Source organism: Bacillus sp. AR4-2 (assembly GCF_008274865.1).
GTDB lineage: Bacteria > Bacillota > Bacilli > Bacillales > Bacillaceae_G > Bacillus_A > Bacillus_A cereus.
Window position 1 is genome coordinate 4,176,805 of record NZ_CP031062.1, and the last position, 26,995, is coordinate 4,203,799.

Genomic DNA, 26,995 nt, shown 5'->3' on the forward strand with positions numbered 1-26,995 from the left:
ATCTTTCATTTTACATATAAATACAAAAAAAGATGGACTGTATGTCGTCCATCTTTTCAGTACTTATTATTCAGCTTCTTGCTCATCAGCAATAGTGTTAAACGTTTCTTGTACCATTTCCCACTCTTCTTCTGATTCGATTGGAAGTAAAACTCCGCCCTCTTCTTCATTTTGCTCATAAGCCATTGCATCATAAATTGGGTCTCCATCTTCATCTACTTCACCGATTGGAGAGAAGATTACGTATGATTTTTTACCAAATTTGTCAGCATCAAAAGTGAAAATAATTTCACATAAATGTTCGTTACCTTTTTCGTCTACAATTGTAATTTGACGTTCTTCCATTTTGGTCACCTCTTATTTTCTATCTAAAAATCCTTGTAAGATTACGACTGCAGCCATCTTATCGATTACTTGTTTTCGCTTCTTACGACTTACATCAGCTGAAATGAGTAGACGTTCCGCTGCCATTGTTGACAAACGCTCGTCCCACATTACAACGTCTAATTGTAACAGCTCTCGTAGGTTTTCTGCAAATTGTTGGCACGCTTCGCCACGTGGGCCAATTGTACCATTCATATTTTTAGGTAAACCTACTACTATTTTGTCCACATTGTACTGCTTTACTAACTCAGAAATACGATCAAAACCAAAGTGACCTCGTTCTTCGTTAATCTTAATTGTTTCTAATCCTTGTGCTGTCCAGCCCATTTCGTCGCTAATTGCAACTCCGACTGTTTTTGTACCTACATCTAAACCTAATATCCGCATAAACTACTCCTCACGATGATGTTTCAAGTAAGACTTCACAAGCTCTTCAATTAACTCATCACGTTCAAGCTTGCGAATGATGCTACGTGCATCTTTATGGCGAGGTATGTATGCTGGGTCTCCACTTAATAAATAACCGACGATTTGGTTAATCGGATTATAGCCTTTTTCTTGAAGTGCATCATACACAGTTAAAAGTACATCATTTACATGGACACTCTGTTTTTCATCTTGAATGCTAAACTTCATTGTTTTATCAAAACCGTCCATTTCAAGCACCTCACTTATATAGTAAGTATAGGGAGAAGAACTTCTCCTCTCCCTACCATTGTACACTACTATCTCTTTATTTTGAAACAGATTTAACGTACTCTTGTACAAATGCTAAAGCTTCTTCGACTTGAGCTGGGTTTTTACCGCCTGCTTGTGCCATATCAGGACGGCCGCCACCGCCGCCACCGCAACGAGAAGCTACTTCTTTCACAAGTTTACCAGCATGGTAACCTTGGCTAATTAAGTCTTTCGTTACACCTGCTAGGATGTTTACTTTATCGTCATTAACAGACGCTAATACAACAACTGCTGACTCTAATTTATTTTTCAGATCATCCATCATCGTACGTAAGTTATTCATATCTGCAACATTTACTTTCGCTGCTAATACATTCACACCATCAACTGTCATTACAGAATCAGTTAAGTTTCCAGCTTCGATATTGCTTAATTTCGCAGCAAGAGATTCATTTTCTTTTTGCAGTTGTTTCACTTCAGCAAATAGACCATCAACTCTTGTTAAAATATCTTTCGGATTTGTTTTCATTTTTCCTGCTGCTTCTTTTAATAAACCTACTTGATCGTTCATTAATTCGTATGCAGACTTACCAGTTACTGCTTCAATACGACGAGTTCCTGCACCGATACCAGACTCAGCAACGATTTTGAAAATACCGATAGAAGCTGTATTATCAACGTGACAACCACCACAAAGCTCTAAGCTGTAATCGCCAACTTGTACAACGCGTACAACATCTCCGTATTTTTCACCGAATAATGCCATTGCGCCCATTTCTTTCGCTTCTTCGATTGCTTTTTGAGAAATCTCAACATCAATACTTTCCCAAATTTTTTCGTTTACCATACGCTCAATTTTTTCTAATTCGTCAGCTTGTACTTGACCGAAGTGAGAGAAGTCAAAACGTAGACGTTCAGAAGTTACAAGAGAACCTGCTTGGTTAACGTGTGTTCCAAGTACGTCTTTTAATGCTTGGTGTAGTAAGTGAGTTGCTGTATGATTTTTTACAACGCTACTACGGTTTTTCGTATCGATAATAGCTTTTACAGCCGCATCTTTCGTTAATGTACCTTCTTCAACAACAACTTTATGCAAGTTTTGGCCGTTTGGTGCTTTTTGTACGTCTTTTACAAGAACTTTCACACCATCTGCAAGAAGGTAACCACGGTCTGCAATTTGTCCACCGCTCTCAGCATAGAATGGTGTTACATCAAGCATTAATTGTCCTTCTTCACCAGCTTGTAAGCTGTCTGTGTATTCGCCGTTTTTCACAAGTGCAACAACGTCACTTTCTGTTGCAACTGTACCGTAACCAACGAATTCGCTCGCTACTTTAATTTCTCCAAGGACACCACCTTGAACTTGCATAGAATCAACGTCTTGACGAGCAGCACGTGCACGCTCACGTTGTTTTTCCATTTCATTTTCAAAACCTTCATGATCAACTGTCATGCCAGCTTCTTCTGCATATTCTTCTGTTAATTCAATTGGGAAACCGTATGTGTCATACAGACGGAACGCATCTACTCCAGAAATAACAGTTGTTTTTTCTTCTTTTGCTTTTGCAATTACTTCAGCTAAAATCGCTTCACCATCATGAAGTGTTTCATGGAAACGCTCTTCTTCGTTCTTCACAACTTTCGCAATGAAATCTTTCTTTTCAAGTACTTCTGGATAGAAGTCTTTCATTACTTCTCCAACAACCGGTACTAATTCAAACATAAATGGACGATTGATGTTTAATTTCTTCGAATAACGAACAGCGCGGCGTAATAAACGACGTAATACATAACCACGGCCTTCGTTAGATGGAAGAGCACCGTCACCAACAGCGAATGTTACTGTACGGATATGGTCAGCAATTACTTTGAATGCCATATCTTTTTCTAAATCGCCATTACGATATTTTTCACCAGAAATTGTTTCTGTTGCACCAATCATCGGCATGAATAGGTCTGTATCAAAGTTCGTAGGCACATCTTGAACGATAGATGTCATACGCTCTAGCCCCATCCCTGTATCAATGTTTTTCTTAGGAAGTGGTGTATATGAACCGTCTGGATTATGGTTAAATTGAGAGAATACAAGGTTCCATACTTCTAAGTAACGCTCGTTTTCTCCGCCTGGATATAATTCTGGGTCACTAAAGTCATTACCGTAAGCTTCTCCGCGGTCATAGAAAATCTCTGTATTCGGTCCACTTGGTCCTTCACCGATATCCCAGAAGTTTTCTTCTAAGCGAATAATACGCTCTTTGGGAACGCCCATTTTCTCATTCCAAATTGTGAATGCTTCTTCATCTTCTGGATGGATTGTAACTGATAGTAATTCTTTATCGAATCCGATCCATTTGTCGCTCGTTAAGAATTCCCAAGCCCATGTAATTGCTTCTTCTTTGAAGTAATCACCAATTGAGAAGTTTCCTAACATTTCAAAGAATGTATGGTGACGAGCTGTTTTCCCTACGTTTTCAATATCGTTTGTACGAATTGATTTTTGAGCATTTGTAATACGTGGATTTTGTGGGATTACACGTCCATCAAAATATTTTTTTAATGTAGCTACACCACTATTAATCCATAAAAGAGATGGATCTTCATGTGGAACTAGTGATGCACTAGGTTCTACTGCATGTCCTTTTTCTTGGAAAAAGTCTAAAAACATTTGACGAATTTGTGCGCCTGTTAGTTGTTTCATTGTATTTTCCTCCTTAAATATAAAAAACTCCCGTCCCTATAAAAGGGACGAGAGTTAACTCGCGATACCACCCTAATTATGAATTGATTACAATAACAATCAATTCATCACCTCATGGTGCCGTAACGTGGCAAGACGGCAGTGATTAGCTGCTCTCAGGATTAGCTTTCTGTTACCCTTCATCTAAAGCTTCTTTCAGCCATATGGAAGCTTCTCTCTATAAATGGACTGTAACGTACTTGTTCCGTCATTGATTTAATGTATTATATGACTAAATATAATAGAATTCTCTTAAGTTTGTCAATGTAGATAATCATTTATATTGTATTAATTGCTTATTAATCATAGGTATTCTACTATTCATTCTTAACAGCCTTTTCATATATTATGCGTTTATTAACAAATCGGAATCTCCTTACAAGAATGATTTATAAAAATTTCTAAATATTACTTTTTTTGCTATAATTAAATTATTGTTAATAAAATAAAGGAGCGATCACAATGACAACCTTACTTAGCAAAGCTAAAAACATATTAGCGACTGACGAAACGATATTATTTTACGCAGCATGTTCATTAGACATATTTATTTATCGTTCCGTCGCAAGGCCAGGATTGCTAATTTTAACGAACAAAAGACTATTCTTTTATGGGCCAGATGTAAGTAAGAATCCAATATTTGAAGAGTACTCTTTCGCAAAAATTTCTAATCTAAAAGAACAAAAGCGTCTTTTCAACAATCAAATTATATTTATGTATGATAACGAATGGAAAAAAATAAAACATATTCAAACAAATGATGTGAGCTCCCTCGTTCAAAAAATACACGAGCAACTTTCTAAATAAATATATGATTAGCCCTCTATTTCTTACATAGAGGGCTTCTATACTTACACATCTTCTTTTTTCAAGAGCGGTCTCACATGAACAATGACAGTGCGAATAACTGCTAAAATCGGAACCGATATTAGCAATCCTACAATCCCAGCTACCTCTCCCCCAACTAGTAAGGCAAGCATAATAATAACGGGATGCATACGAAGTGACTTACCAACGATGTAAGGCGATAAAATGTTACTCTCCACAAATTGCAAAATCGCAATCGTGATCCCCGCCTTAATAAGTAAACTCGTTGATACTGTTGCTGCAATCATTAACGTCGGGATCGCTCCTAAAATAGGACCGAAGTATGGGATTATATCCGTTACCCCAATAATAATGCCAAGCAATAATGGATATTTCATACCGATAAACCAAAAAGAAAGAGCTGATACTCCCCCTAATACTAAACAAACAAATAACTGTCCTCGAATATAGCTTCCAAGTGACTTATCAATTTCTTTCGCAAGCATTTGCCCCGTACCTCGCCATTTACTTGGGACTAGTTTCCAAAAGATATGATAAAACTCACCATAATCTTTTAATATGTAAAATACAATGAACGGTATTAAGAAAATAATGAGCAATGAATCGAGTACACCACGAGCTGTACTCATCACTTTATTTAAAAGCGCTTGAATCTTCGTTTCCACACCCACAAAAAGTTGTTTCACCTTTTCATGAATGAACGAAGGGAAATTCGCTGTTTGTTCTGTAACGCCATCCATCCACGAATCGTACATCTTTGTAAACTGGGGAAATTGTTCATTAATCTCTTGTAACTGTTTAATAACGACTGGTGTTCCTTTATAAATCCCATAACCAATTCCGCCAAAGAAAAGGATATAAATGAGCAAAATGGCAAGTGTACGAGGCATCCCTTCCTTATGAATTTTTTCAATTAAAGGGTGCAATAAATACGCAATAAAACACGCGATAAGAAACGGCGTGATTGCTACTTTAAATACAAAAATAATCGGTGCCCATAGCGGCTTAATTTTTAAAAAGACGAGCAGACAAAGAAAAACAAGTAACAATAATCCTAAACGATATATCCAAATGATTTTAAGATTCTTCACATGAAAAACCTCCTCCACCTTTATTTTGAAAATAAATGGGGTAGGTTATGTGCGAAACTTTTAAAATCTTTTCATACGGACCATACTGTTTTTTAAAGACGTACATATAAATAACATAACAAGGACAACCACCCCTGAGAATACAGCATGAATTAATATAATCAGGAGGGCTAATTATGGTTTTATTTATGCTTGGATTATCAGCACTTTTTATGATTCTTGAATGGATTTGTATCGGGTTCGGTATTTGGAAGGGGTTCTTTATTCATTCCTCACGTAAAGAAAAAGCGAAGCAATTATGGCAGTATGGAATACTTGGCGTTGGCTGCTACGGTCTATCTTATCTTTTCTCAGAGATCGGACTTTTTTATTTGCATATGGGTGCATAAAAAAACTCCCTTGTCTACAAGGGAGTTTTTCAATTTATCGAAATGATTATAAGTAAGACTTAATCATCTTACGTGCTTTTTTCATATTGCGTTTTGAAAATACATCTTGTTTACGAGCATATTGATATGCTGCAGCTCCAACACCTAATGCGATTAATGAATTGCGTAGATTCAAAGTAAATCCCCCTTTTCGTTATCCGATCGTTCTTTCATTCTCATCAAATAAATCATCAAGAGAGCTTAATGAACCATCTTCCTCAACTTGATGTGTATGGATTTTCCCCTTTGAAACCGATAATTCGATATAACAATTCCAGCAATAAAATTGGTTGACACCTATTTTTCCAATGTCTTTCCCTTTGCAATTTGGACAAATGAACATATGGCTTTCATCTCCTTACAGTCTCCCAGATTCTATTCGCCATTATGTCCAAACTGCATTCATTTATACATTACTGGAGCCTTTCAACGCTATGCGTTTGAAAGTTTCACTATATAATTTCACCTTGTTACATGAAATCATACGGTGAAATGTTTTCCACGTCCATTTCCTCGCCATTAACTGTGACCATCTGTACTTCTCCTTGTGATTCTTGCAAGCGACTAGCTAAAGTTGTTTGACGCATTGCATCATCAAGGCGATTTACACCAGATTGGAAAGCTGCTTCCTCCCCGCAAATAATAAGGAACTTCTTACTTCTTGTAATACCCGTGTAAATTAAATTACGACGTAACATACGGTTGTAACTTTTCACGATTGGCATAATAACAATCGGAAATTCACTACCTTGTGATTTATGAATGGAACAACAATATGCATGCGTAATTTGATTTAAATCGGGCTTCGTATACGTTACCTCAATTCCATCAAATGAAACGATAATCATATCTTGTTGCTCAACGTTCTCTTTCGCATAAAACACCGAAACAATTTCCCCAATATCACCATTAAACACTTGGCTCTCCGGCTGATTCACGAGTTGCAGTACTTTATCGCCTCTTCGGTACACAACATCACCGTAAGCAATTTCTTTACTCTTTTCCCTCTTCGGATTAAATACTTGTTGCAGCGCTTCGTTTAATACATTAATACCAGCAGGCCCGCGGTACATCGGTGCTAATACTTGAACATCCCTTGCACTAAAGCCTTTTGTTTTAGCATTTTCGCAAACTTTTTTCACAACCTCAACAATTTGAGCCCCTGTACAGCTGATAAACGAACGATCTTTTTTGTTTTGCGCTAAATCTGGTGGTAGAGTTCCATTTTTTATCGCATGGGCAAGTTGAATGACTGATGAGCCTTCCGCTTGACGATAAATTTCAGTAAGCTTCACTGTCGGAACTGCGCCTGCATTTAATAAATCTTTTAATACTTGTCCAGGTCCTACAGATGGCAACTGATCTTCATCACCTACAACGATAACTTGAATATTCGTCGGCAACGACTTAAATAGCTGATTTGCAAGCCAAATATCAACCATTGAAAATTCATCGATAATAAGGAGCTTACCTTGGACAGGATCCGTTTCATTACGCTGGAAAGATCCTTCTGGCGTCCAACCAAGTAAACGGTGAATTGTGCAAGCTGGAAGTCCTGTCGATTCACTCATCCGCTTCGCTGCTCTTCCTGTTGGAGCTGTTAATAGTATTGGAAATGGATTATCATCACTGTATTCATTCGGATTTAACGATAATCCGTGAAGTGACGCATACATTTCAACAATCCCTTTAATAACTGTTGTTTTCCCTGTTCCTGGTCCACCTGTCAATAACATCATCGGTTTATGAAGTGCCGTTTGAATTGCTTCTTGCTGAAACGGTGCATATTGTACGTTCAGTTGTTCTTCAATTTCACCTAACGTTTTTAACACTTCCGCTTCTGGAAATGAAGGTGTTTCTTCTTGATTCATAAGCCTGCGAATAGACTTTACAACACCTTTTTCAGAGTAGAATAACGTCGCTAAATACACTCGTTCTTCTTCTATGATGACTTTCCCTTCACTTTGCATCGTTTCAATACAACCTATAATATCTTCCTCAGTCACTCTTCCTTCTTGATTGTTTAAAAGTGACATCGTTTCTCTTACAAGTTGATCTTTCCTCATATAAACATGACCAAGTTGTAATGAGACATTCTCTAATGTGTAAAAACATCCCGCTCGTACACGGTCGTCATGATTACCCGATATCCCTAACGCACGCCCTATATCATCCGCTCTTCCAAAACCAATCCCGTCCACTTCTTCAATAAGTTGATACGGATTATTACGAATCACTTCTAATGTCATCTCTTTATATTGCTGGTAAATCTTAATAGAAAGTTTCGTTCCAAAACCGTAGCCATTTAAAAAGCTCATTACTTTCTCTAATCCTTGATGTTCAACAATTGTCTCATATATTTCCTGAGCCTTTTGTTTATTAACAACACCATTTAATGCCTCAGGGTCATCCATAATTTTAGAAATAGCATGTTCTCCGAGATGGTCCACAATTTTTTCAGCTGTACGCTTTCCTATCCCTTTAAATAAATCACTCGCTAAATATTGCACCATACCTGCTTTTGTTTGCGGCAATTCTTTTTTAAATGTTTCAACCATATATTGTTTTCCATACTTTGGATGGTCCTTAAAATGACCAGTCAATGTAAACACTTCATCTTCATGCATGCGGGGAAAATGACCGTTTATCATTACTTTCTTTTCGTCATACGTTTCATTCGTTTCAATGACTTTCATACTGACAACGGAATAGAGGTTTTCTTCGTTGTGGAAAATGGTATGAAGAACTTGCGCTTTTATAAACTTTTTCTCTTCCTCAAACAAATCCATTGCATGTTGATTTCCCATCTTTCCTCTCCTTTCCGATATTTTCACTTTAATGAGCAGTACATCCCCCACCTTTTTAGATGAGGGATAACTACCCATTAAACTATATTTTTATCTTATTCAGCTTCTTGCTCTAATAAACGAACGCCATTACCCGCTAAAAAGTGATCTGGCTGAATTTCAGTTGCTTTCTTAAATAAAGCGAGAGCCTTCTCATTATTTTCCTCAAATACGTACGCAACACCTAAATTGTAATACGCATCTGCATGCTCTTCATCCATTTCTAATACCTTTTCAAAATAAGGTTTCGCCTCTTGAACATGTTCTAATCGCGCGAAGCAAAGTCCGCACTGGAATACAGCTTCTACATCGTTTTCATCTAATTCTGTTGCTCTTTGTAAGAATGGTAGTGCAAGACGATCATTTCCAAGCTGTACATGTGTGATACCTAACATAAATGTTACATCAGCTGATTGTAATCCAGCTTGCATTGCTTGTTCAAATACAGCTTTCGCCTCAGTAAATTGCTCTTGGCCATAATATACATTTCCTAAACCATAATAGGCAGCTGCAGATTTATCATCTAACTCTAGTGCGCGTTTATAAAATAAAATCGCTCGCTCGCTATCACCTAATACGTCTAATAAATTTGCAAAATTAATGTATCCAAGCGCATCTTTCGGATTTTCTTCGATTGCTTCTGTAAAATTTTTAGCTGCTTCTTCCCAGTTTCCTTCTTGCATATATTGAATACCTGTTTCAAGTTTGTTTGACATGTCCTTCACCTCTACAACAAATTATAACAAAGAATGTATTTTCCAAGCGAACGAAAATTCGCTTTATGTAAAAGAAACCTCTAACCGCTAATCGGCAGAGGCTTCTCGTTTATCCTAAATAATCCAATTTCTTACCACTACGGTATACTTCATCAATTGTAGCACCGCCTAAGCACTCATCTCCATCATAGAAAACGACTGCTTGTCCTGGTGTAATTGCACGAATTGGCTCATCACAAAGAATACGAACTGTATTTTCATCAACGATTTGAACCGTTACTTTATTGTCTTCTTGACGATAACGGAATTTCGCCGTGCACTTAAATTCTGTTTCTTTTTCTTTGTTACTTACCCATCCTACATTCGTAGCAATAACTTCATCACCATATAGAAGTTCGTTATGGAATCCTTGATCAACATATAAAATGTTTTCTTTTAGATTTTTCCCAACAGCAAACCATGGATCACCATTACCACCAATTCCAAGGCCATGACGTTGTCCAATTGTATAATACATTAAACCGTCATGCTTCCCTTTCACTTCACCAGATAATGTTTGCATTACACCTGGTTGTGCCGGTAAGTAGTTACTTAAGAAATCTTTAAAGTTACGCTCACCAATGAAGCAAATACCTGTACTATCTTTTTTCGCCGCTGTCGCTAAGCCAGCTTCTTTCGCCATTTCACGAATTTGCGGTTTCTTTAATTCACCTAACGGGAACATTGTTTTTGATAATTGCTCTTGGCTTAATTGATTTAAGAAATATGTTTGATCTTTATTGTCATCAACGCCGCGAAGCATTTTATATTCGCCGTCCATATAAGCAACGCGTGCATAATGGCCTGTTGCCACATAATCCGCACCAAGCGCAATTGCATGCTCTAAAAATGCTTTAAATTTAATTTCTTTATTACACATTACATCTGGGTTTGGTGTACGACCAGCTCGATACTCATCTAAGAAGTACGTAAATACTTTATCCCAGTATTGTTTTTCAAAGTTTACTGCATAATACGGAATACCAATTTGGTTACACACTTCAATTACATCATTGTAATCTTCTGTTGCTGTGCAGACACCATTCTCATCTGTATCATCCCAGTTTTTCATAAAAATTCCGATTACATCATAACCTTGCTCTTTTAATAAAAGTGCTGCTACAGATGAATCGACGCCACCGGACATTCCGATGACAACGCGTGTTTCGTGAGGTAGTTTGTTCATCATGTCACCTCCCATGCTAATTTTGTGTTAATCGCTTCACGATTTTCACTGTTTCGTACGCCGCTTTTTCAATTTGCTCTTTCGTATTTCCAAGTCCAAAACTAAAGCGTACGGATGAACGTATTTGATCGGAGTCTTTTCCAAACATCGCTACTAATACATGTGATGGATCAATCGAACCAGCTGTACAAGCAGAACCGCTTGATACTGCAATGCCAGCAAGGTCTAAGTTCACAAGAAATGGTTCAATGTTCATTCCTGTAAAACTTACATTAAGTACATGCGGTAAGCGATGTTCTAAGTTTCCGTTTACCTCGAAAGTAATGCCTTCATTTTTGAAGACAGATACCATTATATCTTTAAACTCTTCATATTGGGCATTTTTTTGCTCACGAGTTTTTTCAGCTATAAGAATTGCATGCTGAAGCCCAGCAATACTAGGCACATTTTCCGTACCAGCACGGCGTTTTCTTTCTTGCTCTCCGCCTATTAATAACGGTTCAAATTTCACATTTGCACCAGCGTATAAGAATCCTACACCTTTTGGCCCATTAATTTTATGAGCTGAAATTGATAATAAATCAATTCCAAACTCTTTCACATTAATTTCTACTAAACCGTAAGCTTGTACCGCATCTGTATGGAAATAAGCTTGATGATCTTTTAGCAGCTTTCCTATTTCCACAATTGGTTGCATTGTCCCTACTTCATTATTCCCAAACATAACAGATACAAGAATCGTCTCTTCTGTTAATGCCTTTTGTATGTCAGAAGCTTGAATGCGCCCTGTTTCATCGACAGGTAAATATGTTACTTCAAACCCTTCACGCTCTAACAATTCGCACGTATGCAAAATCGCATGATGTTCAATTTGCGTCGTTATTATGTGGTTACCTTTATGGCGGTTCGCACGTGCTACACCTATAAGCGCTAAATTATCAGCTTCTGTACCACCGCTCGTAAATATAATTTCATTCGGATTCGCATGAATGCTGCGTGCACACACTCGTCTCGCCTCATCTACTATGTGACGAGTTTGACGTCCATAAAAGTGAATACTAGACGGGTTCCCGAATATTTCTGTCATATATGGAATCATCTTTTCGACCACTTCTGGGTGAGTCGGAGATGTCGCAGCATGATCTAAGTAAATGCGTTCCATTAAATCTCCTTCTTTCCAAATCGTTTCACAAGGAATTAAATGTAAAACATATAGCCCCCGTGATTTTCTTCCTCATAACGTACTAAATCTTCTAACGTTGTACTATCTAACACTTCTTGCACCGCATCACGAACACGCATCCATAACTGGCGCTGTGCTGGCTCTTCTTCTTCTATCATTTCTACAACACTAATCGGTCCCTCTAATACACGGATTACATCCCCAGCTGTAATGTTAGCCGGTTGATCAGATAATACATATCCGCCGTATGCCCCGCGCGTACTCTTTACAAGACGAGCGTTACGAAGTGGTGAAATTAATTGCTCTAAGTAATGCTCGGATAAGTCATGCGCCTGCGCAATTGATTTTAATGAAATCGGACCTTCACCAAACTTTTTTGCAAGATCAATCATAATTGTTAAGCCATAGCGGCCTTTTGTTGAAATCTTCATCTATTTTGCACCTCTTTTCAAATTTTCACTTCTATTGGTTATAATCTTATTTATAAAAAGAACACAATTTAAAATCCTATGAAATTATAGCATAATATAGTATTATAAGAAATTTCAACTTGTGTATCAAAATGATAACATAAAATCACATTGAAAAACTCGGAAATTATTACAATTGAAAGAAAAATGAAAATATTACCCTTCATTTTTCCCATAAAACAGCATCCTATTTCAAATTCCGTAGAAAAAAATGATACGATAGAACGAGATTATATATTAAGGGAGACGGTCCAAATGAAACAACCACTCGCACATCGAATGCGCCCTACAAATATTCAAGAAATTATTGGGCAACAACATTTAGTTGGTGAAGGAAAGATTTTATGGCGAATGGTCCAAGCCAATCATTTTCAATCTATGATTTTATACGGTCCTCCAGGTACAGGAAAAACATCCATTGCCAGTGCAATTGCAGGAAGTACCGGTACCCCGTTTCGTCTATTGAACGCTGTTACTCACAATAAAAAAGATATGGAAGTTGTCGTACAAGAAGCGAAGATGCATCGACACCTCGTTTTAATTTTAGATGAAGTTCACCGTCTAGATAAAGCAAAGCAAGACTTTCTATTACCTCACTTAGAAAGCGGACTTCTTACTTTAATTGGTGCTACGACAAGTAATCCATTCCATGCAATAAACTCCGCTATTCGAAGCAGGTGTCAAATTTTCGAATTACACGCACTAACAGAAGAAGATATTTTAATTGGGTTAAAAAGAGCTTTAGAAGATAAAGAAAAAGGCCTTGGAGAATATGCAGTAACGGTAACAGATGAAGCACTACATCACTTTGCAAACGCCTCTGGTGGTGATATGCGTTCCGCTTATAACGCACTTGAGCTTGCTGTATTATCTAGCTTTACTACAGACGATCAAGCGGCTGAAATCACACTCGAGATTGCAGAAGAATGCTTACAAAAGAAGAGCTTCGTCCACGACAAAGGCGGCGATGCTCATTATGATGTATTATCAGCATTTCAAAAATCAGTGCGCGGAAGTGATGTAAATGCAGCACTCCATTATTTAGCACGCCTTATTGAAGCAGGTGATTTACAAAGCATTGGCAGACGCCTTCTTATTATGGCTTATGAAGATATTGGACTTGCTAGCCCACAAGCTGGACCACGTACACTAGCTGCAATTGAATCAGCTGAACGAGTTGGATTCCCAGAAGCACGCATCCCACTTGCAAATGCCGTTATCGAGCTATGCTTATCACCAAAATCAAATTCAGCTTATAAAGCACTTGATGCTGCATTACACGATTTACGCAACGGTCAAACAGGTGACATTCCAAGCCATTTAAAAGATAGTCATTACAAAGGCGCAGAATCACTTGGAAGAGGCATTGGATATTTATATCCGCACGACCATCCAAACGGCTGGGTAAGGCAACAATACTTACCTGATAAAATAAAAAGCAAGCAATATTATAAACCGAAAACGACAGGAAAATTTGAGCAAGTACTTTCTACTGTTTATGAAAGATTACAAACTTCGAATAAAACGAAAAATAAAGGGTAACATAAACGAAAACGTCACCATTATGGAGGCTTCGCTTATGAAAACACGTCAAGATGCATGGACAAAAGAAGATGATCTCCTTTTAGCAGAAACTGTTTTGCGACATATTCGCAGCGGAAGTACACAAATAAAAGCGTTTGATGAAGTTGGCGACGCTTTAAACCGCACTTCCGCAGCTTGTGGTTTTAGATGGAATGCTGAAGTAAGACCGAATTACGAAGATGCGGTGCAGCTTGCAAAAAAACAACGTAAAGAATTAAAACGTTCTGAAGCTAATATAGAAAAAGATCGGTTCACGAAAACGAAACAACTCGTAATTGACGCCGATTTTTCAGAAGATATTACGTCAAGTAAACAAGATCTTACAATGCAAAATGTCATTTCATTTTTACAAAATTTAGAACATAACAATCCTTCACTTGCAAAGTTGCAAACTGAAAATGATGTATTACAAGCTCAACTCACCTCTCTGCAAAAAACGAATCATGAACTTGAAACGAAATTAGCAGTACTCACAAAAAAACAACAAGCAATCGAAGAAGATTACGCGATGCTTGTTCGAATTATGGATCGTGCTCGAAAACTTGTTTCAGTCGAAGAGCAAGAAGAGCAAATTGCCCCAATTTTCAAAACCGATCAAAATGGGAATTTAGATATTATTTATTCTGCAGAGAATTAAAAACAGGGATGTCACTTTTTTAACCGAGTGACATCCCTGTTTGTTTTCGGTGAACCATATATAGATATCGGTAAATGAAATTATATTAACGGTTTTTCGAATATATCTATCACAACTTGCAATATATCAACGATTTTTCAAATTTATCTATCACAACTTGCAATATATCAACGATTTTTCAAATTTATCTATCACAACTTGCAATATATCAACGATTCAATAAAGGATATCGATTTAACGACAAAGATTGACAATAACATTCCTCCTTGTCATACAAGGAAACTCCTACAACAGATTAGATATTTTTTACTAAAATGTTATTATAAACATATACCTTTAAAGGGAGATGGTTGCTATTTCATTAATAATCTTCAAAATAACTCTTGGCCTTCTCGTCCTAACTTTAGCTCTTTTCACCATTAACAGTCTAAAAAAGACATCCGCCTATAAATCAGATAAATATGATTATTGCTTACTAACCTTACTTACATTTGAACTAGTAGTGATGCAAATATTCATATTTCTTTAATACATATAAAAAAGCATATATCCAAAATGGATATATGCTTTTCTTTTATTCTTGCCCTACACGTTTCACTTCTACGTTTTTAATGCGTTCACGTACAACGTGACTTGCCATAATTAAGCCTGCCACAGATGGTACGAATGCATTTGATGAAGGCGGTAGTTTCGCCTTACGAATTTTTGCATTCTCGTCTGGTACAATTTCTTTACGTACTTCTTCACGAATTACGATTGGGTTTTCGTCAGAGAAGACAACTTTTACACCTTTTTTAATACCCTCTTTACGAAGCTTCGTACGAATGACTTTCGCAATTGGATCTGTATGTGTTTTAGAGATGTCCGCAATACGGAAACGAGTTGGGTCCATTTTATTTGCTGCACCCATACTTGAGATAATTTTAATTTTACGACGTAAACATTGTTTAATTAAATGAATTTTGAACGTAATCGTATCAGATGCATCCACTACGAAGTCTAAACCGTACTTAAAGAACTCTTCATATGTTTCATCTGTATAAAACATTTCTAGTCCAATTACTTCACACTCTGGGTTAATGTCCGCGATACGCTCTTTCATTAATTCTACTTTTGAACGTCCTACAGTAGATACTAAAGCGTGAATTTGACGGTTTACGTTTGTAATATCTACAACGTCTTTATCAACTAATACGAGACGTCCTACGCCAGAACGCGCTAACGCTTCAGCTGCAAAAGAACCTACGCCGCCAATTCCTAAAATACCGACTGTACTATTTTTTAATATTTCAAGTCCTTCTTTACCAAAGGCTAATTCATTACGTGAAAATTGATGTAACATTCAGCTCTACACTCCTATTACAAAAATGGTCTACCATGTATTCTAGCGTTTTTCCGACTATTTGTATAGAAAAAGTTATAGAATTCCTAAAAATACATATTTCGAGAATGAAAACATAGACCAGAATTTTATTTCTTCCTAAATACACGTTTAAAAAGGAGGATTTAGAGAACCGAGCAGATTGAGGCGCTGAAGCCAGGAGGAGCGCAGTGTAGAAATACTCGAGCACCGGACTGGCGAAGCAACGATGAGATGCGACAGTTATCTAAACCGGACTTTTTAAACAACCTCTCAAAAAAAGTCTAGACGGTTATAGTATAACCATCTAGACCCTATTCTTACTTCTCTTCTTTCAAGCTTAATTTTAAGTTCAGTTCTTCAAGCTGCGCTTCTGCAACTGGGCTTGGAGCTTCTGTTAATAAGCAGCTTGCGCTTGCTGTTTTCGGGAATGCAATTGTATCACGAAGGTTCGTACGGCCTGCAAGTAACATAACAAGACGATCTAAACCTAATGCGATTCCGCCGTGTGGTGGTGTACCGTATTCGAATGCTTCTAATAAGAATCCGAATTGCTCTTGCGCTTCTTCTTGTGAGAATCCAAGTGCTTTGAACATTTTTTCTTGTACGTCACGCTCGTAAATACGAAGTGATCCACCACCAAGCTCATAACCGTTTAATACAAGGTCATATGCTTGTGCACGTGCTTTTTCTGGTGCTGTTTCTAGTAACTCAACGTCTTCACGGAATGGCATTGTGAATGGGTGGTGAGCTGCGAAGTAACGATCTGCATCTTCATCGTACTCAAGAAGTGGCCAATCAGTTACCCATAGGAAGTTAAATTTACTTTCATCAATTAACTCAAGCTCTTTACCTAGACGTAAACGAAGTGCGCCTAAGCTATCTGCAACAACGCTCTTCTTATCTGCTACGAATAGTAATAAGTCGCCAGCAGTAGCTTCTAATGTGCTCATTAACACATTTGCATCTTCTTCACCGAAGAATTTCGCAATCGGTCCTTTTAGTCCGTCTTCTTCAACTTTAAGCCAAGCTAGACCTTTTGCACCGTATACTTTCACGAATTCAGTTAATGCATCGATGTCTTTACGAGAATATTTACTTGCAGCACCTTTTGCATTAATTGCTTTTACTTGTCCGCCGCTTTCTACAGCACTTGTAAATACTTTAAAGCCACAACCTGCAGCAAACTCAGATAAGTCTGTTAGTTCCATTTCAAAGCGTGTATCTGGCTTATCAGAACCGTAGCGAGCCATTGCATCAGCATATTTCATACGAGGGAATGGTGCACTCACTTCTACACCTTTTGCATCCTTCATAACTTTCGTCATCATACGCTCCATCATATCTAAAATTTCATCTTGTGTTAAGAATGAAGCTTCGATATCGATTTGCGTGAATTCTGGTTGACGATCCGCACGTAAATCTTCATCACGGAAACAACGTGCTACTTGATAGTAACGCTCAAATCCGCCGACCATAAGAAGCTGTTTAAATAACTGTGGTGACTGTGGTAATGCATAGAATTCACCATCATGTACACGACTTGGCACTAAATAGTCACGAGCTCCTTCTGGCGTGCTTTTCGTTAAAATTGGTGTTTCTACTTCTAAGAACTCTTCTGTATCTAAGAAGTTACGAATTGTTTTTGTTACGTCGTGACGCATTTTGAATGTGTTGAACATTACAGGACGACGTAAGTCTAAATAACGATATTTTAAACGCACATCTTCTGATGCATCTGTATCATCAGCAATGATAATTGGCGTTGTTTTCGCTGCATTTAGTACATTTACTTTTGTTGCTTGTACTTCAATACGACCAGTTGCCATATTGTCATTAATTGCGCCTTCACCACGTTCAACAACTGTACCTTCTACGTGTAATACGTATTCGCTACGAATTGTTTCTGCTACTTCTAACGCTTCTTTTGATGTTTCTGGGTTAAATACAACTTGTACGATACCTGTACGGTCACGTAAATCGATAAAGATTAATCCACCTAAGTCACGGCGTTTTTGTACCCAACCTTTTAATTGAACTGTTTGTCCAACAGCTTCTACTGTTACTTTTCCACATGCATGTGTTCTTTCAGCCACTGTAAGTTCCCCCTATATTAATTTCTCTGCTACGTATGAAGCAAATACATCTAACGCTACTTCTTCTTGTTCACCTGTTGCCATATCTTTTAAGTTAATGATGCCTTTATCTAGCTCATCTTCTCCTAATACAGCTACAAATTTCGCCTTTAGACGATCTGCTGATTTAAATTGTGCTTTCATTTTGCGATCTAAATAATCTTTTTCAACTGACAATCCAGCTTTACGAAGATCGAACGCAACTTTTGCAGCATGGTCTTTCGCTTTTTCGCCAAGCGCTACAACGTAACAATCAATGCTATGTTCAAGTGGTAATTCAATGTTTTCAGCTTTTAGCGCCATAATTAAACGTTCAATACTCATTGCAAAACCGATACCTGGCATTTCTGGTCCACCGATTTCTTGTACAAGTCCGTTATAACGGCCACCACCGCTTAATGTAGTGATCGCACCGAAACCTTCTGCCTCACTCATAATTTCAAAAACAGTGTGTTGATAGTAGTCTAAACCACGCACTAAGTTCGGATCTTTTTCAAATGGAACATCCATCATCGTTAATAGTTCTTGAACTTTGTCATAGTATACTGCTGAATCTTCGTTTAAGTATTCTGTAATAGATGGTGCTGTTCCCATTAATTCATGGTTACGGTCCTTCTTACAGTCTAAAATTCGAAGTGGGTTCTTTTCTAAGCGAGATTGACAGTCAGAACAGAATTCGCCGATACGTGGCTCAAAGTGTGCGATTAATGCATCACGGTGTGCTTGACGGCTCGCTGCGTCACCTAAACTGTTTAATACAACTTTAATATTTTTTAAGCCCATGCCGCGGTAAAATTCAACAGCAAGTGCAATTACTTCTGCATCAATTGCAGGGTCATTACTGCCGATTGCTTCGATACCGAATTGTACGAATTGACGATAGCGACCTGCTTGTGGTCTTTCATAACGGAACATTTGACCGATATAGTATAATTTCGTTGGTTGTGTCGCATCACCAAACATTTTATTTTCAACGTAAGAACGTACAACAGGTGCAGTACCTTCTGGACGTAATGTTAAGCTACGCTCTCCACGATCTTGGAATGAGTACATTTCTTTTTGTACGATATCTGTCGTATCACCAACACCGCGTAAAAATAGCTCAGTGTGTTCAAAGATTGGTGTACGAATTTCTTTATAATTGTAACGACGGCAAATTTCGCGTGCTTGCCCTTCGATATACTGCCATAACTCAACAGTGCCTGGAAGAATATCTTGCGTTCCGCGTGGGATTTGAATAGACATATTCAGTTCCTCCTCAAATTGTTTTAATCTTAATAAAAATAAAAAAACTCCCGCCTCTACTGTTTAAACAGTAGGGACGAGAGTATTATACCCGTGGTGCCACCCTAATTGAAGCACGTATGCTTCCACTTTTTTAATAACGCTTAAATATGCGTTCATCCCTACTAAGCATATATGCCGTTCAAGTTGAAACCTCTAGAGTGTCATTCAATCAGTCATCATGCAGAAATGTTTTCAGCCTAAGACATTCCTTCTCTTTCCATGTGTGTCTCATTTACTCTTCTCTATCAACGGTTATATTCATATGTAAATATAAAATTACTATACGTTTGTTAAGTAGGATTGTCAAGTGCTCTAAGAACGTTCAATCTGCTTCTTTAAACGCTTTACATCTTGAAGAGAAATCCCAAACTCCGAAGCAAGCTCCATTGAAGTATTGTTTTGCTCTTTTGAAATAAAATCATGAAAATTCACGTTAAACAGTTGATTTGCACCATTTGTAACAGAATGCCCTTTTTCATTCATACGCATACGTATATCCCTCACATTCAATATGGATGTTTTACTTTTTATTGTTCCATATTGATGAGAGAGTTATACATAACCGAAACTGCTATTGATTCCAAATAAATGAACAAAACATACAACAATGTATAAAAAAGAGAGGATTATATAACCCTCTCTTTTTTATGAACACTATTTACTTTCTACAATTAAGGTCACCGGACCATCATTGATTAAAGAAACGTCCATCATTGCTCCAAACTTCCCTGTTTCCACATGTAATCCTTGTTTACGAACTTCTTCATTAAAGAAATCGTATAAACGCTCTGCATAATCAGGTTTCGCAGCATCCATAAAGTTTGGACGTCTGCCCTTGCGGCAATCTCCGTATAATGTGAATTGCGAAATAGATAGAACTTGTCCTTCTACATCAAGTACAGAATGATTCATCTTTCCGCTCTCATCTTCAAAAATACGTAAGTTTGCAATTTTTTCCGCAATGTAAGTTGCATCTTTTTCTGTATCTTCGTGCGTAATGCCAACTAGTAATGTTAAACCGAACGGAATTTGTCCTACGATCTCACCGTCTACTGTGACAGACGCTTTCTTTGATCGTTGTAAAACAACTCTCATCTTTCTACACTCCCTATTAATGCATCATGCGTCGTACTGCATAAATTTCTGGAACGCGTTTAATGCGTTCTACTACTTTTTTCAAGTGTTGTAAGTTACGAATCGAGATTGACATATTAATTGTTGCCATCTTATTACGGTCACTTCTACCAGAAACAGCTGAAATGTATGTTTTCGTCTCTGTAACAGCTTGCAGTACTTCATTTAATAAACCGCGGCGATCGTAACCTGAAATTTCAATATCAACGTTATACTCAATTTCTTTTTCAGGGCTACCTTCCCACTCTACCTCTAATAATCGTTCTACAGCTTCTTCTGTATGAACATTTACACAATCACGGCGGTGAATTGATACACCTCGGCCTTTCGTAATATACCCAACGATATCATCGCCCGGAACTGGGTTACAGCATTTCGATAAACGGATTAATAAATTATCAGCACCGCTTACCTTTACACCAGAATCCCATTTTCGAATTTTCATCGGTTTACGGACTTCTTTAACTTCAACAATTTCTTCTTCTTCGCGTTGTTTGCGGAACTTGTCCGTTAGTCGCGTAACAATTTGCGAAGCTGTAATTCCGCTATATCCAACTGCTGCAAACATATCTTCTTCATTTGCAAAGTTAAATTTCTCAGCGACGCGTTTTAAGTTATCCGGCGCCAATACTTCTTTCATCTCATACTCTAGACCACGTACTTCCTTTTCAACAAGTTCACGGCCTTTTTCAATATTTTCGTCTCTACGTTGTTTCTTAAAGAATTGACGAATTTTATTTTTCGCATGAGATGTTTGAGCAAGTTTTACCCAATCCTGGCTTGGGCCATATGAATGTTTCGACGTTAAAATTTCAATGATGTCGCCTGTTTTTAATTTATAATCCAGCGTCACCATTTTCCCATTTACTTTTGCACCAATTGTTTTATTCCCAATTTCCGAATGGACACGATACGCGAAATCAATTGGAACAGATCCAAGTGGTAATTCCATTACATCGCCTTTCGGTGTAAAGACGAATACCATGTCAGAGAATAAATCAATTTTTAATGACTCCATAAATTCTTCTGCATTAGAAGCTTCATTTTGCCATTCTAATATTTGACGGAACCATGTGAGTTTCTTCTCTAATGTACCTGTTGTTTCTGCTGTTTTTCCTTCTTTGTATGCCCAGTGTGCCGCGATCCCAAATTCTGCAATTTCATGCATTTCTTTCGTACGAATTTGCACTTCAAGTGGATCACCTTTCGGTCCAATTACAGTCGTATGAAGAGATTGATATAGATTTGCTTTTGGCATTGCAATATAATCTTTAAAACGACCTGGCATCGGCTTCCAGCACGTATGAATAATTCCAAGCACCGCATAACAATCTTTAATACTATTTACAACGACACGTACAGCTAATAAATCGTAAATTTCATTGAACTGCTTATTTTGCAGTGCCATTTTACGATAAATACTGTAAATATGTTTCGGTCTTCCAGAAATCTCAGGTTGAATTGCAACTTCTTTTAATTTCTCACGAATACCAGTCATTACTTCGTCTAAATATTCTTCACGTTCTGCACGTTTACGCTTCATTAAATTTACAATACGATAATATTGTTGTGGATTTAAATAGCGAAGTGACGTATCCTCTAGCTCCCATTTAATAGTACTAATTCCGAGTCTATGTGCCAAAGGTGCAAAGATTTCTAACGTTTCATTCGCTATGCGACGCTGCTTCTCTTGAGGCAAATGTTTCAATGTACGCATATTATGAAGACGATCAGCTAGTTTAATTAAAATAACTCGAATATCTTGAGCCATTGCAATAAACATTTTGCGATGGTTTTCTGCTTGTTGTTGTTCGTGAGATTTATATTTAATCTTCCCAAGCTTTGTAACGCCATCAACAAGCATAGCAATTTCTTTGTTAAATTCCCGTTCAATATCTTCTAACGTAATCTCTGTATCTTCCACTACATCATGTAAGAAACCTGCTGATACCGTAGCTGGATCCATGTGTAAATCAACTAAAATACCTGCAACTTGAATCGGATGAATAATATACGGTTCACCCGATTTTCTATATTGTTCGCTATGCGCATCACGTGCATATTCATAGGCACGTGCCACTAGCTCAATATCTTCATCCGCTAAATATTGACTTGCTTTCTCGAGTACCTGTTCAGCTGTTAGTACCTGCTCATTTGCCATCGAATCACCTTTTATTGAAAATTGACTTTATCTTTATTTAATAGAATAAATTATATTCTATCATTATAACCCAATGATTGTGAATTGTGAAAAGGAAAAGATTTTACTGACATTTCACCATAATTTTTTGTTCAATTATACAAAAGTACCCGCTCCTCTCCAAGAGATTCACGGGTACTTTTTATCACCGTAGTTTTACCTATATAGTGATTAGTATTTTTCTAATACTAATACATCGTAACCATCTAACATTTTACGACCATCTAAGTAAGTAAGTTCTACTAAGAATGCAATTCCTGCTACAACTCCGCCTAGCTCTTCAACTAACTTAATTGTCGCTTCGATTGTTCCACCTGTAGCTAATAGATCATCTGTAATTAATACGCGCTGACCTGGCTTAATTGCATCTTTATGGATTGTTAAAACATCTTTACCATATTCTTTACCGTAGTCAACAGTAATTACTTCACGTGGTAATTTTCCTAATTTACGAACTGGTGCAAATCCTACTTCTAACGCATAAGAAACTGGGCAACCGATAATGAAACCACGAGCTTCTGGTCCTACTACAACATCGATATCTCTTTCTTTTGCGTATTCAACGATTGCATCTGTTGCTGCTTTGTATGCTTTACCGTCATTCATTAAAGGTGTAATGTCTTTAAACACAATACCTTCTTTCGGATAATCCGGTACAATTGCGATATGTTGCTTGAAATCCATATTTCTGAATCCTCCTCAGATCTAAAAGGTTTGTAAATACAAATCCTTTACCCTAACTGTTCTACTTCTTTATGATTACGAATCGTTTCAAACCATGTATATAGTTGCTGATATGTGCTATAAACCAATTCTTTTTCTAATTGTAAGTGGTTCATTTTCTCACGATATGTGTTCGATTCAATTAAATCACGCTTTTGTTTTTTGTCTGCCATAAAAATGACGCCATCTTTTATTGTAACAAATTCTAACTCAAAAAACACCTGTGTCATGAAATTTACTGTATCTTTTGACCAACCTTTATGACGACATAGTTGTTCTCCATATTGTCTTAAAGAAAATGGTGTTTTTTGGCTTAAGAAAGAATAGTACCATTTAAAGTGTTCTCTCGTCGGAACTGTACTAAATAAGTGGTTATTCTCTTGATAAAATAGCGTATAAATTCGCGCTGGGAATCCTACCTTAAATAGCTCACGTAATTCATCTGTTCCTTTTGGTAAATCAAGTAACACGATATATTGATCATCTAAATGCGTTACTTCTGAAGCATGCATGAGCTTTTCTTTATAGCTCTCTAAAGAAAATTTATTCAATACCTCTTCAGAAAAATACACCATTGTTATTTTTTCTTTCGGAAGTTCTGCTAAATTTGCTTCTGCATTACGCATACTACGCCAATCAAATAATTGCCACGCCTCTACAGCAATATCTTGTACCATTAGTTGTGGCTTCTTAAAGTTATTCCATTCATTGATGGATGCTTCTCCTATTACAGATACTTTTGCAACTGGAGAGATTTCTTTCGCATATGCACCAAAACCAAATCCAATTGTATCCAGTGTTGCTTGTCCATCACGAAGAGCCATTTTTAAATGAGAGCCATCTGATCCGATCGCGCGAATACTTTCTAACTCTGCATCTTTCACTGCAATACGTGGTTTCGGATTTCCAACACCAAACGGGGCTAGTTTTTGCATATCTTCAATTGCCGCTAGTGTTACATCCTCTACTTTACAAAAAACATCAACTGCTGTAATTGGAATAAAATCTTCTTCTGTTAAAATTGCATCTGCTTGTTCATTTAAGCGGCGACGTAATTCATCTACATCATTCATATGTAGCGTCATTCCCGCTGCCATCGGATGCCCTCCAAAGTGTGGCAATAACTCTCTACAATCTGATAAATTTGCAAACAAATCAAATCCTGCAATACTACGCGCTGAGCCTTTTGCTGTTTCTTTTATAGGATCAATGCATAATACAATAGTCGGACGATAAAAACGTTCAACTAATTTAGAAGCGACAATCCCAATTACACCCGGATTCCAACCTTCTTTTGCAAGTACTAACACTTTGTTTTCTTCTGGCGGAAAGTTATTTTCAACTTCAGCGATAGCCTCTTCTGTAATTTGCTTTACAATATCTTTTCGCAGTTTGTTCAGCTCATCAATTTCTTCGGCCAACTCTTTCGCTTCCTCAGGATCATCTGATAATAAAAGGTGTACAGCCGGCGTTGCATCTTCTAAACGCCCGACCGCATTAATACGCGGTGCAATTGAGAAGCCAATACTCTCTTCTGTAATTTCACTTTGCGAAACGTTAGCAACTTTAAACAATGCCTTTAAACCAATATTTTTCGTCATACGCATATGTTTTAAACCGCGTTTCACTAGCAACCTATTTTCACCATGAAGTGACACTAAATCAGCTACTGTACCGATTACTGCAATCTCTAATAAATGTTCTGGTACACGGCCTAATAGTGCATGCGCAACTTTAAACGCAACACCTACACCAGCTAAATAGTGAAACGGATATACACCGCCATCTAATTTCGGATGTATAATCGCAAGTGCTTCTGGCAATTCTGGCGGTGGCTCATGGTGATCTGTAATAATTAGATCTATTCCAAGCTCTTTCGCTACATTCGCTTCATGTACTGCTGCGATGCCAGTGTCGACAGTAATAATCAGTGAGAACCCTGCGCTATGCGCCCAACGAAACGCTTCTTCGTTCGGCCCATACCCTTCTGTAAAACGATTTGGAATATAAAATTCTACTTCTGCACCTAATTCTTGAAGAGCAAGATATAACACAGTTGTACTACTTACTCCGTCTGCATCGTAATCACCAAATATTAATATTTGTTCTCCATTTTGAATCGCCTTATTTACACGTTCTACCGTTCTATCCATTCCTTCTAATAAAAATGGATCATGAAATTCTTGATTTTCTGTATTTAAAAAATCTAAAATCTTATCTTCTGTATCTAGTCCTCTACCGAGGAATAATGAAACGACAAGTGGCGATAACTGTAATTTACTTGCTAATTCACTCACTCGTTCGTCATTATATTCTTTTTCTTTCCAACGCGTCTTCGGTTGTAACACGAAATCACCCCTTAACCTGTTCATTATACAAGACAGATTAAGGGGTGACAATATAATGCAAACTACGATGCAATATCTATATACTAAAATGTTAATGATGTTTAATTTGGAGAATACGGATTTATATGTACGAATACATTTTGTACATTATCTTGTTTCATAAGTATTTCTTTCACATGTTTTCCAATACGGTGTCCTTCTTCTACAGTAATGTATGGATCTACAGACACTTTAATATCGACAATAACATAATGACCATGCTCCCGTGCATATAAAGAACCAATTTTTTTCACACCATCTACTTGAAGGACTGCTTCTCTAAGCGGAATAACATCCTCCTCATGAAGAACATGGTCAAGCGTTGCATGAATTGCTTCCGCTCCAATGCTCCATGCCATTTTTACAACAAGAAGCGAAACAACTAATCCTGCAATCGGATCAGCATATACAAGCCAGTCTATACCAAGCTTACCACCGAGTATAGCTGCACAAATACCGATTAAAGCTGCAATTGAAGAAAATACATCCGAACGGTGCTCATATGCATTTGCAATAATTGCATCACTATTTACCCTTTTCCCTAATCGGAATTTATATTGAAACATTCCTTCTTTCACGACGATTGAAAGAACAACAGCAAAAATCGTAATTCCTTTCGGCGGTTCTAGTTCTTGCGAAAAAGCTTTTATAGATGAAATCGCGATTTCAAGTCCCACAATAAATAATAATACCGCAACAATAATCGCTGAAATCGATTCCGCTTTACCATGACCATACGGATGATCTTCATCAGGTGGCTGCTTTGCCGCTCGCAATCCAAAAAGTACAGCTAGCGAACCAATTACATCTGATGCAGAATGCACCGCATCTGCTAGCAGTGCTTTACTGTTCCCAATATAACCAATTACCGCCTTTACAATTGCTAATATAATATTACCAACGATCCCGACAATAGCACCAAACTCGGCCTGTTTAAAACGTTCATCTTTTTCCATAATTAA

The 26,995-nt window shown here is 37.5% G+C and carries 25 protein-coding genes and 2 other annotated features; of the genes, 4 read left to right on the forward strand and 21 right to left on the reverse strand.

The window, feature by feature from the left end; translation table 11 throughout:
- Nucleotides 1–66 precede the first annotated feature (66 nt).
- The 4 genes from DN399_RS21600 to alaS all read right to left on the reverse strand — a co-directional run bounded on the left by DN399_RS21600 (nt 67) and on the right by alaS (nt 3,760).
- Nucleotides 67–345 carry a DUF1292 domain-containing protein gene (locus DN399_RS21600; protein WP_000392730.1) on the reverse strand — a complete coding sequence of 93 codons (279 nt, stop codon included), beginning with the start codon at nt 343–345 and terminating at the stop codon, nt 67–69.
- Between the two features lie 12 nt (nt 346–357).
- Nucleotides 358–771, reverse strand: a complete 414-nt coding sequence (ruvX, locus tag DN399_RS21605) for a Holliday junction resolvase RuvX (protein ID WP_001221192.1) — start codon at nt 769–771, stop codon at nt 358–360.
- A 3-nt stretch (nt 772–774) separates the two neighbouring features.
- Nucleotides 775–1,041, reverse strand: a complete 267-nt coding sequence (locus DN399_RS21610) for an IreB family regulatory phosphoprotein (RefSeq protein ID WP_000348590.1) — start codon at nt 1,039–1,041, stop codon at nt 775–777.
- Nucleotides 1,042–1,117: 76 nt separating this feature from the next.
- Nucleotides 1,118–3,760: an alanine--tRNA ligase gene (gene alaS / locus DN399_RS21615; protein WP_149149927.1), complete on the reverse strand. Its 2,643-nt coding sequence runs from the start codon at nt 3,758–3,760 to the stop codon at nt 1,118–1,120.
- A gap of 40 nt (nt 3,761–3,800) precedes the next feature.
- Nucleotides 3,801–4,020: a binding site (T-box leader), on the reverse strand.
- A 241-nt stretch (nt 4,021–4,261) separates the two neighbouring features.
- On the opposite strand from alaS, the gene DN399_RS21620 reads away from it, so the two are divergent.
- Nucleotides 4,262–4,606 carry a PH domain-containing protein gene (locus DN399_RS21620; RefSeq protein WP_000209578.1) on the forward strand — a complete coding sequence of 115 codons (345 nt, stop codon included), beginning with the start codon at nt 4,262–4,264 and terminating at the stop codon, nt 4,604–4,606.
- 44 nt (nt 4,607–4,650) lie between these two features.
- Here the strand turns inward: DN399_RS21620 and DN399_RS21625 are convergent, their stop codons facing one another.
- Nucleotides 4,651–5,718 carry an AI-2E family transporter gene (locus DN399_RS21625; protein WP_000793128.1) on the reverse strand — a complete coding sequence of 356 codons (1,068 nt, stop codon included), beginning with the start codon at nt 5,716–5,718 and terminating at the stop codon, nt 4,651–4,653.
- Between the two features lie 176 nt (nt 5,719–5,894).
- Between DN399_RS21625 and DN399_RS21630 the strand changes: the two genes are divergently transcribed.
- Nucleotides 5,895–6,107, forward strand: a complete 213-nt coding sequence (locus tag DN399_RS21630) for a hypothetical protein (RefSeq protein WP_000242535.1) — start codon at nt 5,895–5,897, stop codon at nt 6,105–6,107.
- Between the two features lie 46 nt (nt 6,108–6,153).
- Here the strand turns inward: DN399_RS21630 and DN399_RS21635 are convergent, their stop codons facing one another.
- The 7 genes from DN399_RS21635 to cymR form a co-directional block, all read right to left on the reverse strand.
- On the reverse strand, nt 6,154–6,282 hold the full coding sequence (locus DN399_RS21635) for a YrzQ family protein (protein WP_001053553.1): 129 nt from the start codon (nt 6,280–6,282) through the stop codon (nt 6,154–6,156).
- 18 nt (nt 6,283–6,300) lie between these two features.
- Nucleotides 6,301–6,489: a hypothetical protein gene (locus DN399_RS21640; protein ID WP_000469281.1), complete on the reverse strand. Its 189-nt coding sequence runs from the start codon at nt 6,487–6,489 to the stop codon at nt 6,301–6,303.
- A 127-nt stretch (nt 6,490–6,616) separates the two neighbouring features.
- Entirely contained in the window at nt 6,617–8,953 is a 2,337-nt protein-coding gene (gene recD2, locus DN399_RS21645) for an SF1B family DNA helicase RecD2 (RefSeq protein WP_000528082.1), read from the reverse strand.
- Nucleotides 8,954–9,048: 95 nt separating this feature from the next.
- A complete protein-coding gene (locus DN399_RS21650) occupies nt 9,049–9,708 on the reverse strand; it encodes a tetratricopeptide repeat protein (RefSeq protein WP_000066409.1) in 660 nt (219 codons plus the stop codon).
- A gap of 109 nt (nt 9,709–9,817) precedes the next feature.
- Entirely contained in the window at nt 9,818–10,933 is a 1,116-nt protein-coding gene (mnmA, locus tag DN399_RS21655; RefSeq protein ID WP_001038010.1) for a tRNA 2-thiouridine(34) synthase MnmA, read from the reverse strand.
- Nucleotides 10,934–10,949: 16 nt separating this feature from the next.
- Entirely contained in the window at nt 10,950–12,095 is a 1,146-nt protein-coding gene (locus DN399_RS21660; RefSeq protein ID WP_149149928.1) for a cysteine desulfurase family protein, read from the reverse strand.
- Between the two features lie 35 nt (nt 12,096–12,130).
- Nucleotides 12,131–12,547 (reverse strand): cysteine metabolism transcriptional regulator CymR, encoded by a 417-nt coding sequence (gene cymR, locus DN399_RS21665; RefSeq protein ID WP_000704116.1) that lies wholly within the window; start codon nt 12,545–12,547, stop codon nt 12,131–12,133.
- A gap of 294 nt (nt 12,548–12,841) precedes the next feature.
- Between cymR and DN399_RS21670 the strand changes: the two genes are divergently transcribed.
- A complete protein-coding gene (locus DN399_RS21670) occupies nt 12,842–14,128 on the forward strand; it encodes a replication-associated recombination protein A (RefSeq protein WP_000812944.1) in 1,287 nt (428 codons plus the stop codon).
- A 37-nt stretch (nt 14,129–14,165) separates the two neighbouring features.
- Complete coding sequence (locus tag DN399_RS21675) at nt 14,166–14,807, forward strand: RsfA family transcriptional regulator (RefSeq protein WP_000857710.1); 642 nt, start codon at nt 14,166–14,168, stop codon at nt 14,805–14,807.
- 574 nt (nt 14,808–15,381) lie between these two features.
- Here DN399_RS21675 and DN399_RS21685 read toward each other — a convergent pair.
- The 9 genes from DN399_RS21685 to DN399_RS21720 all read right to left on the reverse strand — a co-directional run bounded on the left by DN399_RS21685 (nt 15,382) and on the right by DN399_RS21720 (nt 26,989).
- On the reverse strand, nt 15,382–16,149 hold the full coding sequence (locus tag DN399_RS21685) for a tRNA threonylcarbamoyladenosine dehydratase (protein ID WP_000903179.1): 768 nt from the start codon (nt 16,147–16,149) through the stop codon (nt 15,382–15,384).
- 338 nt (nt 16,150–16,487) lie between these two features.
- Nucleotides 16,488–18,263, reverse strand: a complete 1,776-nt coding sequence (aspS, locus tag DN399_RS21690; protein ID WP_000840898.1) for an aspartate--tRNA ligase — start codon at nt 18,261–18,263, stop codon at nt 16,488–16,490.
- A 12-nt stretch (nt 18,264–18,275) separates the two neighbouring features.
- Nucleotides 18,276–19,547 (reverse strand): histidine--tRNA ligase, encoded by a 1,272-nt coding sequence (gene hisS, locus DN399_RS21695; protein WP_000027084.1) that lies wholly within the window; start codon nt 19,545–19,547, stop codon nt 18,276–18,278.
- Nucleotides 19,548–19,616: 69 nt separating this feature from the next.
- Nucleotides 19,617–19,847 (reverse strand) — a binding site (T-box leader).
- Nucleotides 19,848–19,901: 54 nt separating this feature from the next.
- A complete protein-coding gene (locus DN399_RS28165) occupies nt 19,902–20,078 on the reverse strand; it encodes a hypothetical protein (RefSeq protein WP_001242605.1) in 177 nt (58 codons plus the stop codon).
- Nucleotides 20,079–20,243: 165 nt separating this feature from the next.
- On the reverse strand, nt 20,244–20,684 hold the full coding sequence (locus DN399_RS21700; RefSeq protein WP_001266965.1) for a D-tyrosyl-tRNA(Tyr) deacylase: 441 nt from the start codon (nt 20,682–20,684) through the stop codon (nt 20,244–20,246).
- Nucleotides 20,685–20,700: 16 nt separating this feature from the next.
- On the reverse strand, nt 20,701–22,884 hold the full coding sequence (gene relA, locus DN399_RS21705; protein ID WP_001262795.1) for a GTP diphosphokinase: 2,184 nt from the start codon (nt 22,882–22,884) through the stop codon (nt 20,701–20,703).
- Nucleotides 22,885–23,094: 210 nt separating this feature from the next.
- Nucleotides 23,095–23,607 (reverse strand): adenine phosphoribosyltransferase, encoded by a 513-nt coding sequence (locus tag DN399_RS21710; protein ID WP_000346215.1) that lies wholly within the window; start codon nt 23,605–23,607, stop codon nt 23,095–23,097.
- Nucleotides 23,608–23,654: 47 nt separating this feature from the next.
- Nucleotides 23,655–25,994, reverse strand: coding sequence for a single-stranded-DNA-specific exonuclease RecJ (gene recJ / locus DN399_RS21715; protein ID WP_006926735.1), 2,340 nt, complete (start codon nt 25,992–25,994; stop codon nt 23,655–23,657).
- A 101-nt stretch (nt 25,995–26,095) separates the two neighbouring features.
- On the reverse strand, nt 26,096–26,989 hold the full coding sequence (locus DN399_RS21720) for a cation diffusion facilitator family transporter (protein WP_000409746.1): 894 nt from the start codon (nt 26,987–26,989) through the stop codon (nt 26,096–26,098).
- Between the last annotated feature and the right edge of the window lie 6 nt (nt 26,990–26,995).

Bases quoted from the DNA above. Each gene is read 5' to 3' on its own strand.
- relA (WP_001262795.1), bottom strand. From the start codon at position 22,884: ATGGCAAATGAGCAGGTACTAACAGCTGAACAGGTACTCGAGAAAGCA.
- DN399_RS21685 (WP_000903179.1), bottom strand. From the start codon at position 16,149: ATGTTACATCAATTTTCACGTAATGAATTAGCCTTTGGTAAAGAAGGA.
- DN399_RS21630 (WP_000242535.1), top strand. From the start codon at position 5,895: ATGGTTTTATTTATGCTTGGATTATCAGCACTTTTTATGATTCTTGAA.
- DN399_RS28165 (WP_001242605.1), bottom strand. From the start codon at position 20,078: ATGCGTATGAATGAAAAAGGGCATTCTGTTACAAATGGTGCAAATCAA.
- cymR (WP_000704116.1), bottom strand. From the start codon at position 12,547: ATGAAGATTTCAACAAAAGGCCGCTATGGCTTAACAATTATGATTGAT.
- DN399_RS21675 (WP_000857710.1), top strand. From the start codon at position 14,166: ATGAAAACACGTCAAGATGCATGGACAAAAGAAGATGATCTCCTTTTA.
- DN399_RS21640 (WP_000469281.1), bottom strand. From the start codon at position 6,489: ATGTTCATTTGTCCAAATTGCAAAGGGAAAGACATTGGAAAAATAGGT.
- DN399_RS21710 (WP_000346215.1), bottom strand. From the start codon at position 23,607: ATGGATTTCAAGCAACATATCGCAATTGTACCGGATTATCCGAAAGAA.
- DN399_RS21620 (WP_000209578.1), top strand. From the start codon at position 4,262: ATGACAACCTTACTTAGCAAAGCTAAAAACATATTAGCGACTGACGAA.
- DN399_RS21720 (WP_000409746.1), bottom strand. From the start codon at position 26,989: ATGGAAAAAGATGAACGTTTTAAACAGGCCGAGTTTGGTGCTATTGTC.
- DN399_RS21670 (WP_000812944.1), top strand. From the start codon at position 12,842: ATGAAACAACCACTCGCACATCGAATGCGCCCTACAAATATTCAAGAA.
- DN399_RS21650 (WP_000066409.1), bottom strand. From the start codon at position 9,708: ATGTCAAACAAACTTGAAACAGGTATTCAATATATGCAAGAAGGAAAC.
- ruvX (WP_001221192.1), bottom strand. From the start codon at position 771: ATGCGGATATTAGGTTTAGATGTAGGTACAAAAACAGTCGGAGTTGCA.
- recD2 (WP_000528082.1), bottom strand. From the start codon at position 8,953: ATGGGAAATCAACATGCAATGGATTTGTTTGAGGAAGAGAAAAAGTTT.
- alaS (WP_149149927.1), bottom strand. From the start codon at position 3,760: ATGAAACAACTAACAGGCGCACAAATTCGTCAAATGTTTTTAGACTTT.
- hisS (WP_000027084.1), bottom strand. From the start codon at position 19,547: ATGTCTATTCAAATCCCACGCGGAACGCAAGATATTCTTCCAGGCACT.
- DN399_RS21600 (WP_000392730.1), bottom strand. From the start codon at position 345: ATGGAAGAACGTCAAATTACAATTGTAGACGAAAAAGGTAACGAACAT.
- DN399_RS21610 (WP_000348590.1), bottom strand. From the start codon at position 1,041: ATGGACGGTTTTGATAAAACAATGAAGTTTAGCATTCAAGATGAAAAA.
- mnmA (WP_001038010.1), bottom strand. From the start codon at position 10,933: ATGAACAAACTACCTCACGAAACACGCGTTGTCATCGGAATGTCCGGT.
- DN399_RS21660 (WP_149149928.1), bottom strand. From the start codon at position 12,095: ATGGAACGCATTTACTTAGATCATGCTGCGACATCTCCGACTCACCCA.
- DN399_RS21700 (WP_001266965.1), bottom strand. From the start codon at position 20,684: ATGAGAGTTGTTTTACAACGATCAAAGAAAGCGTCTGTCACAGTAGAC.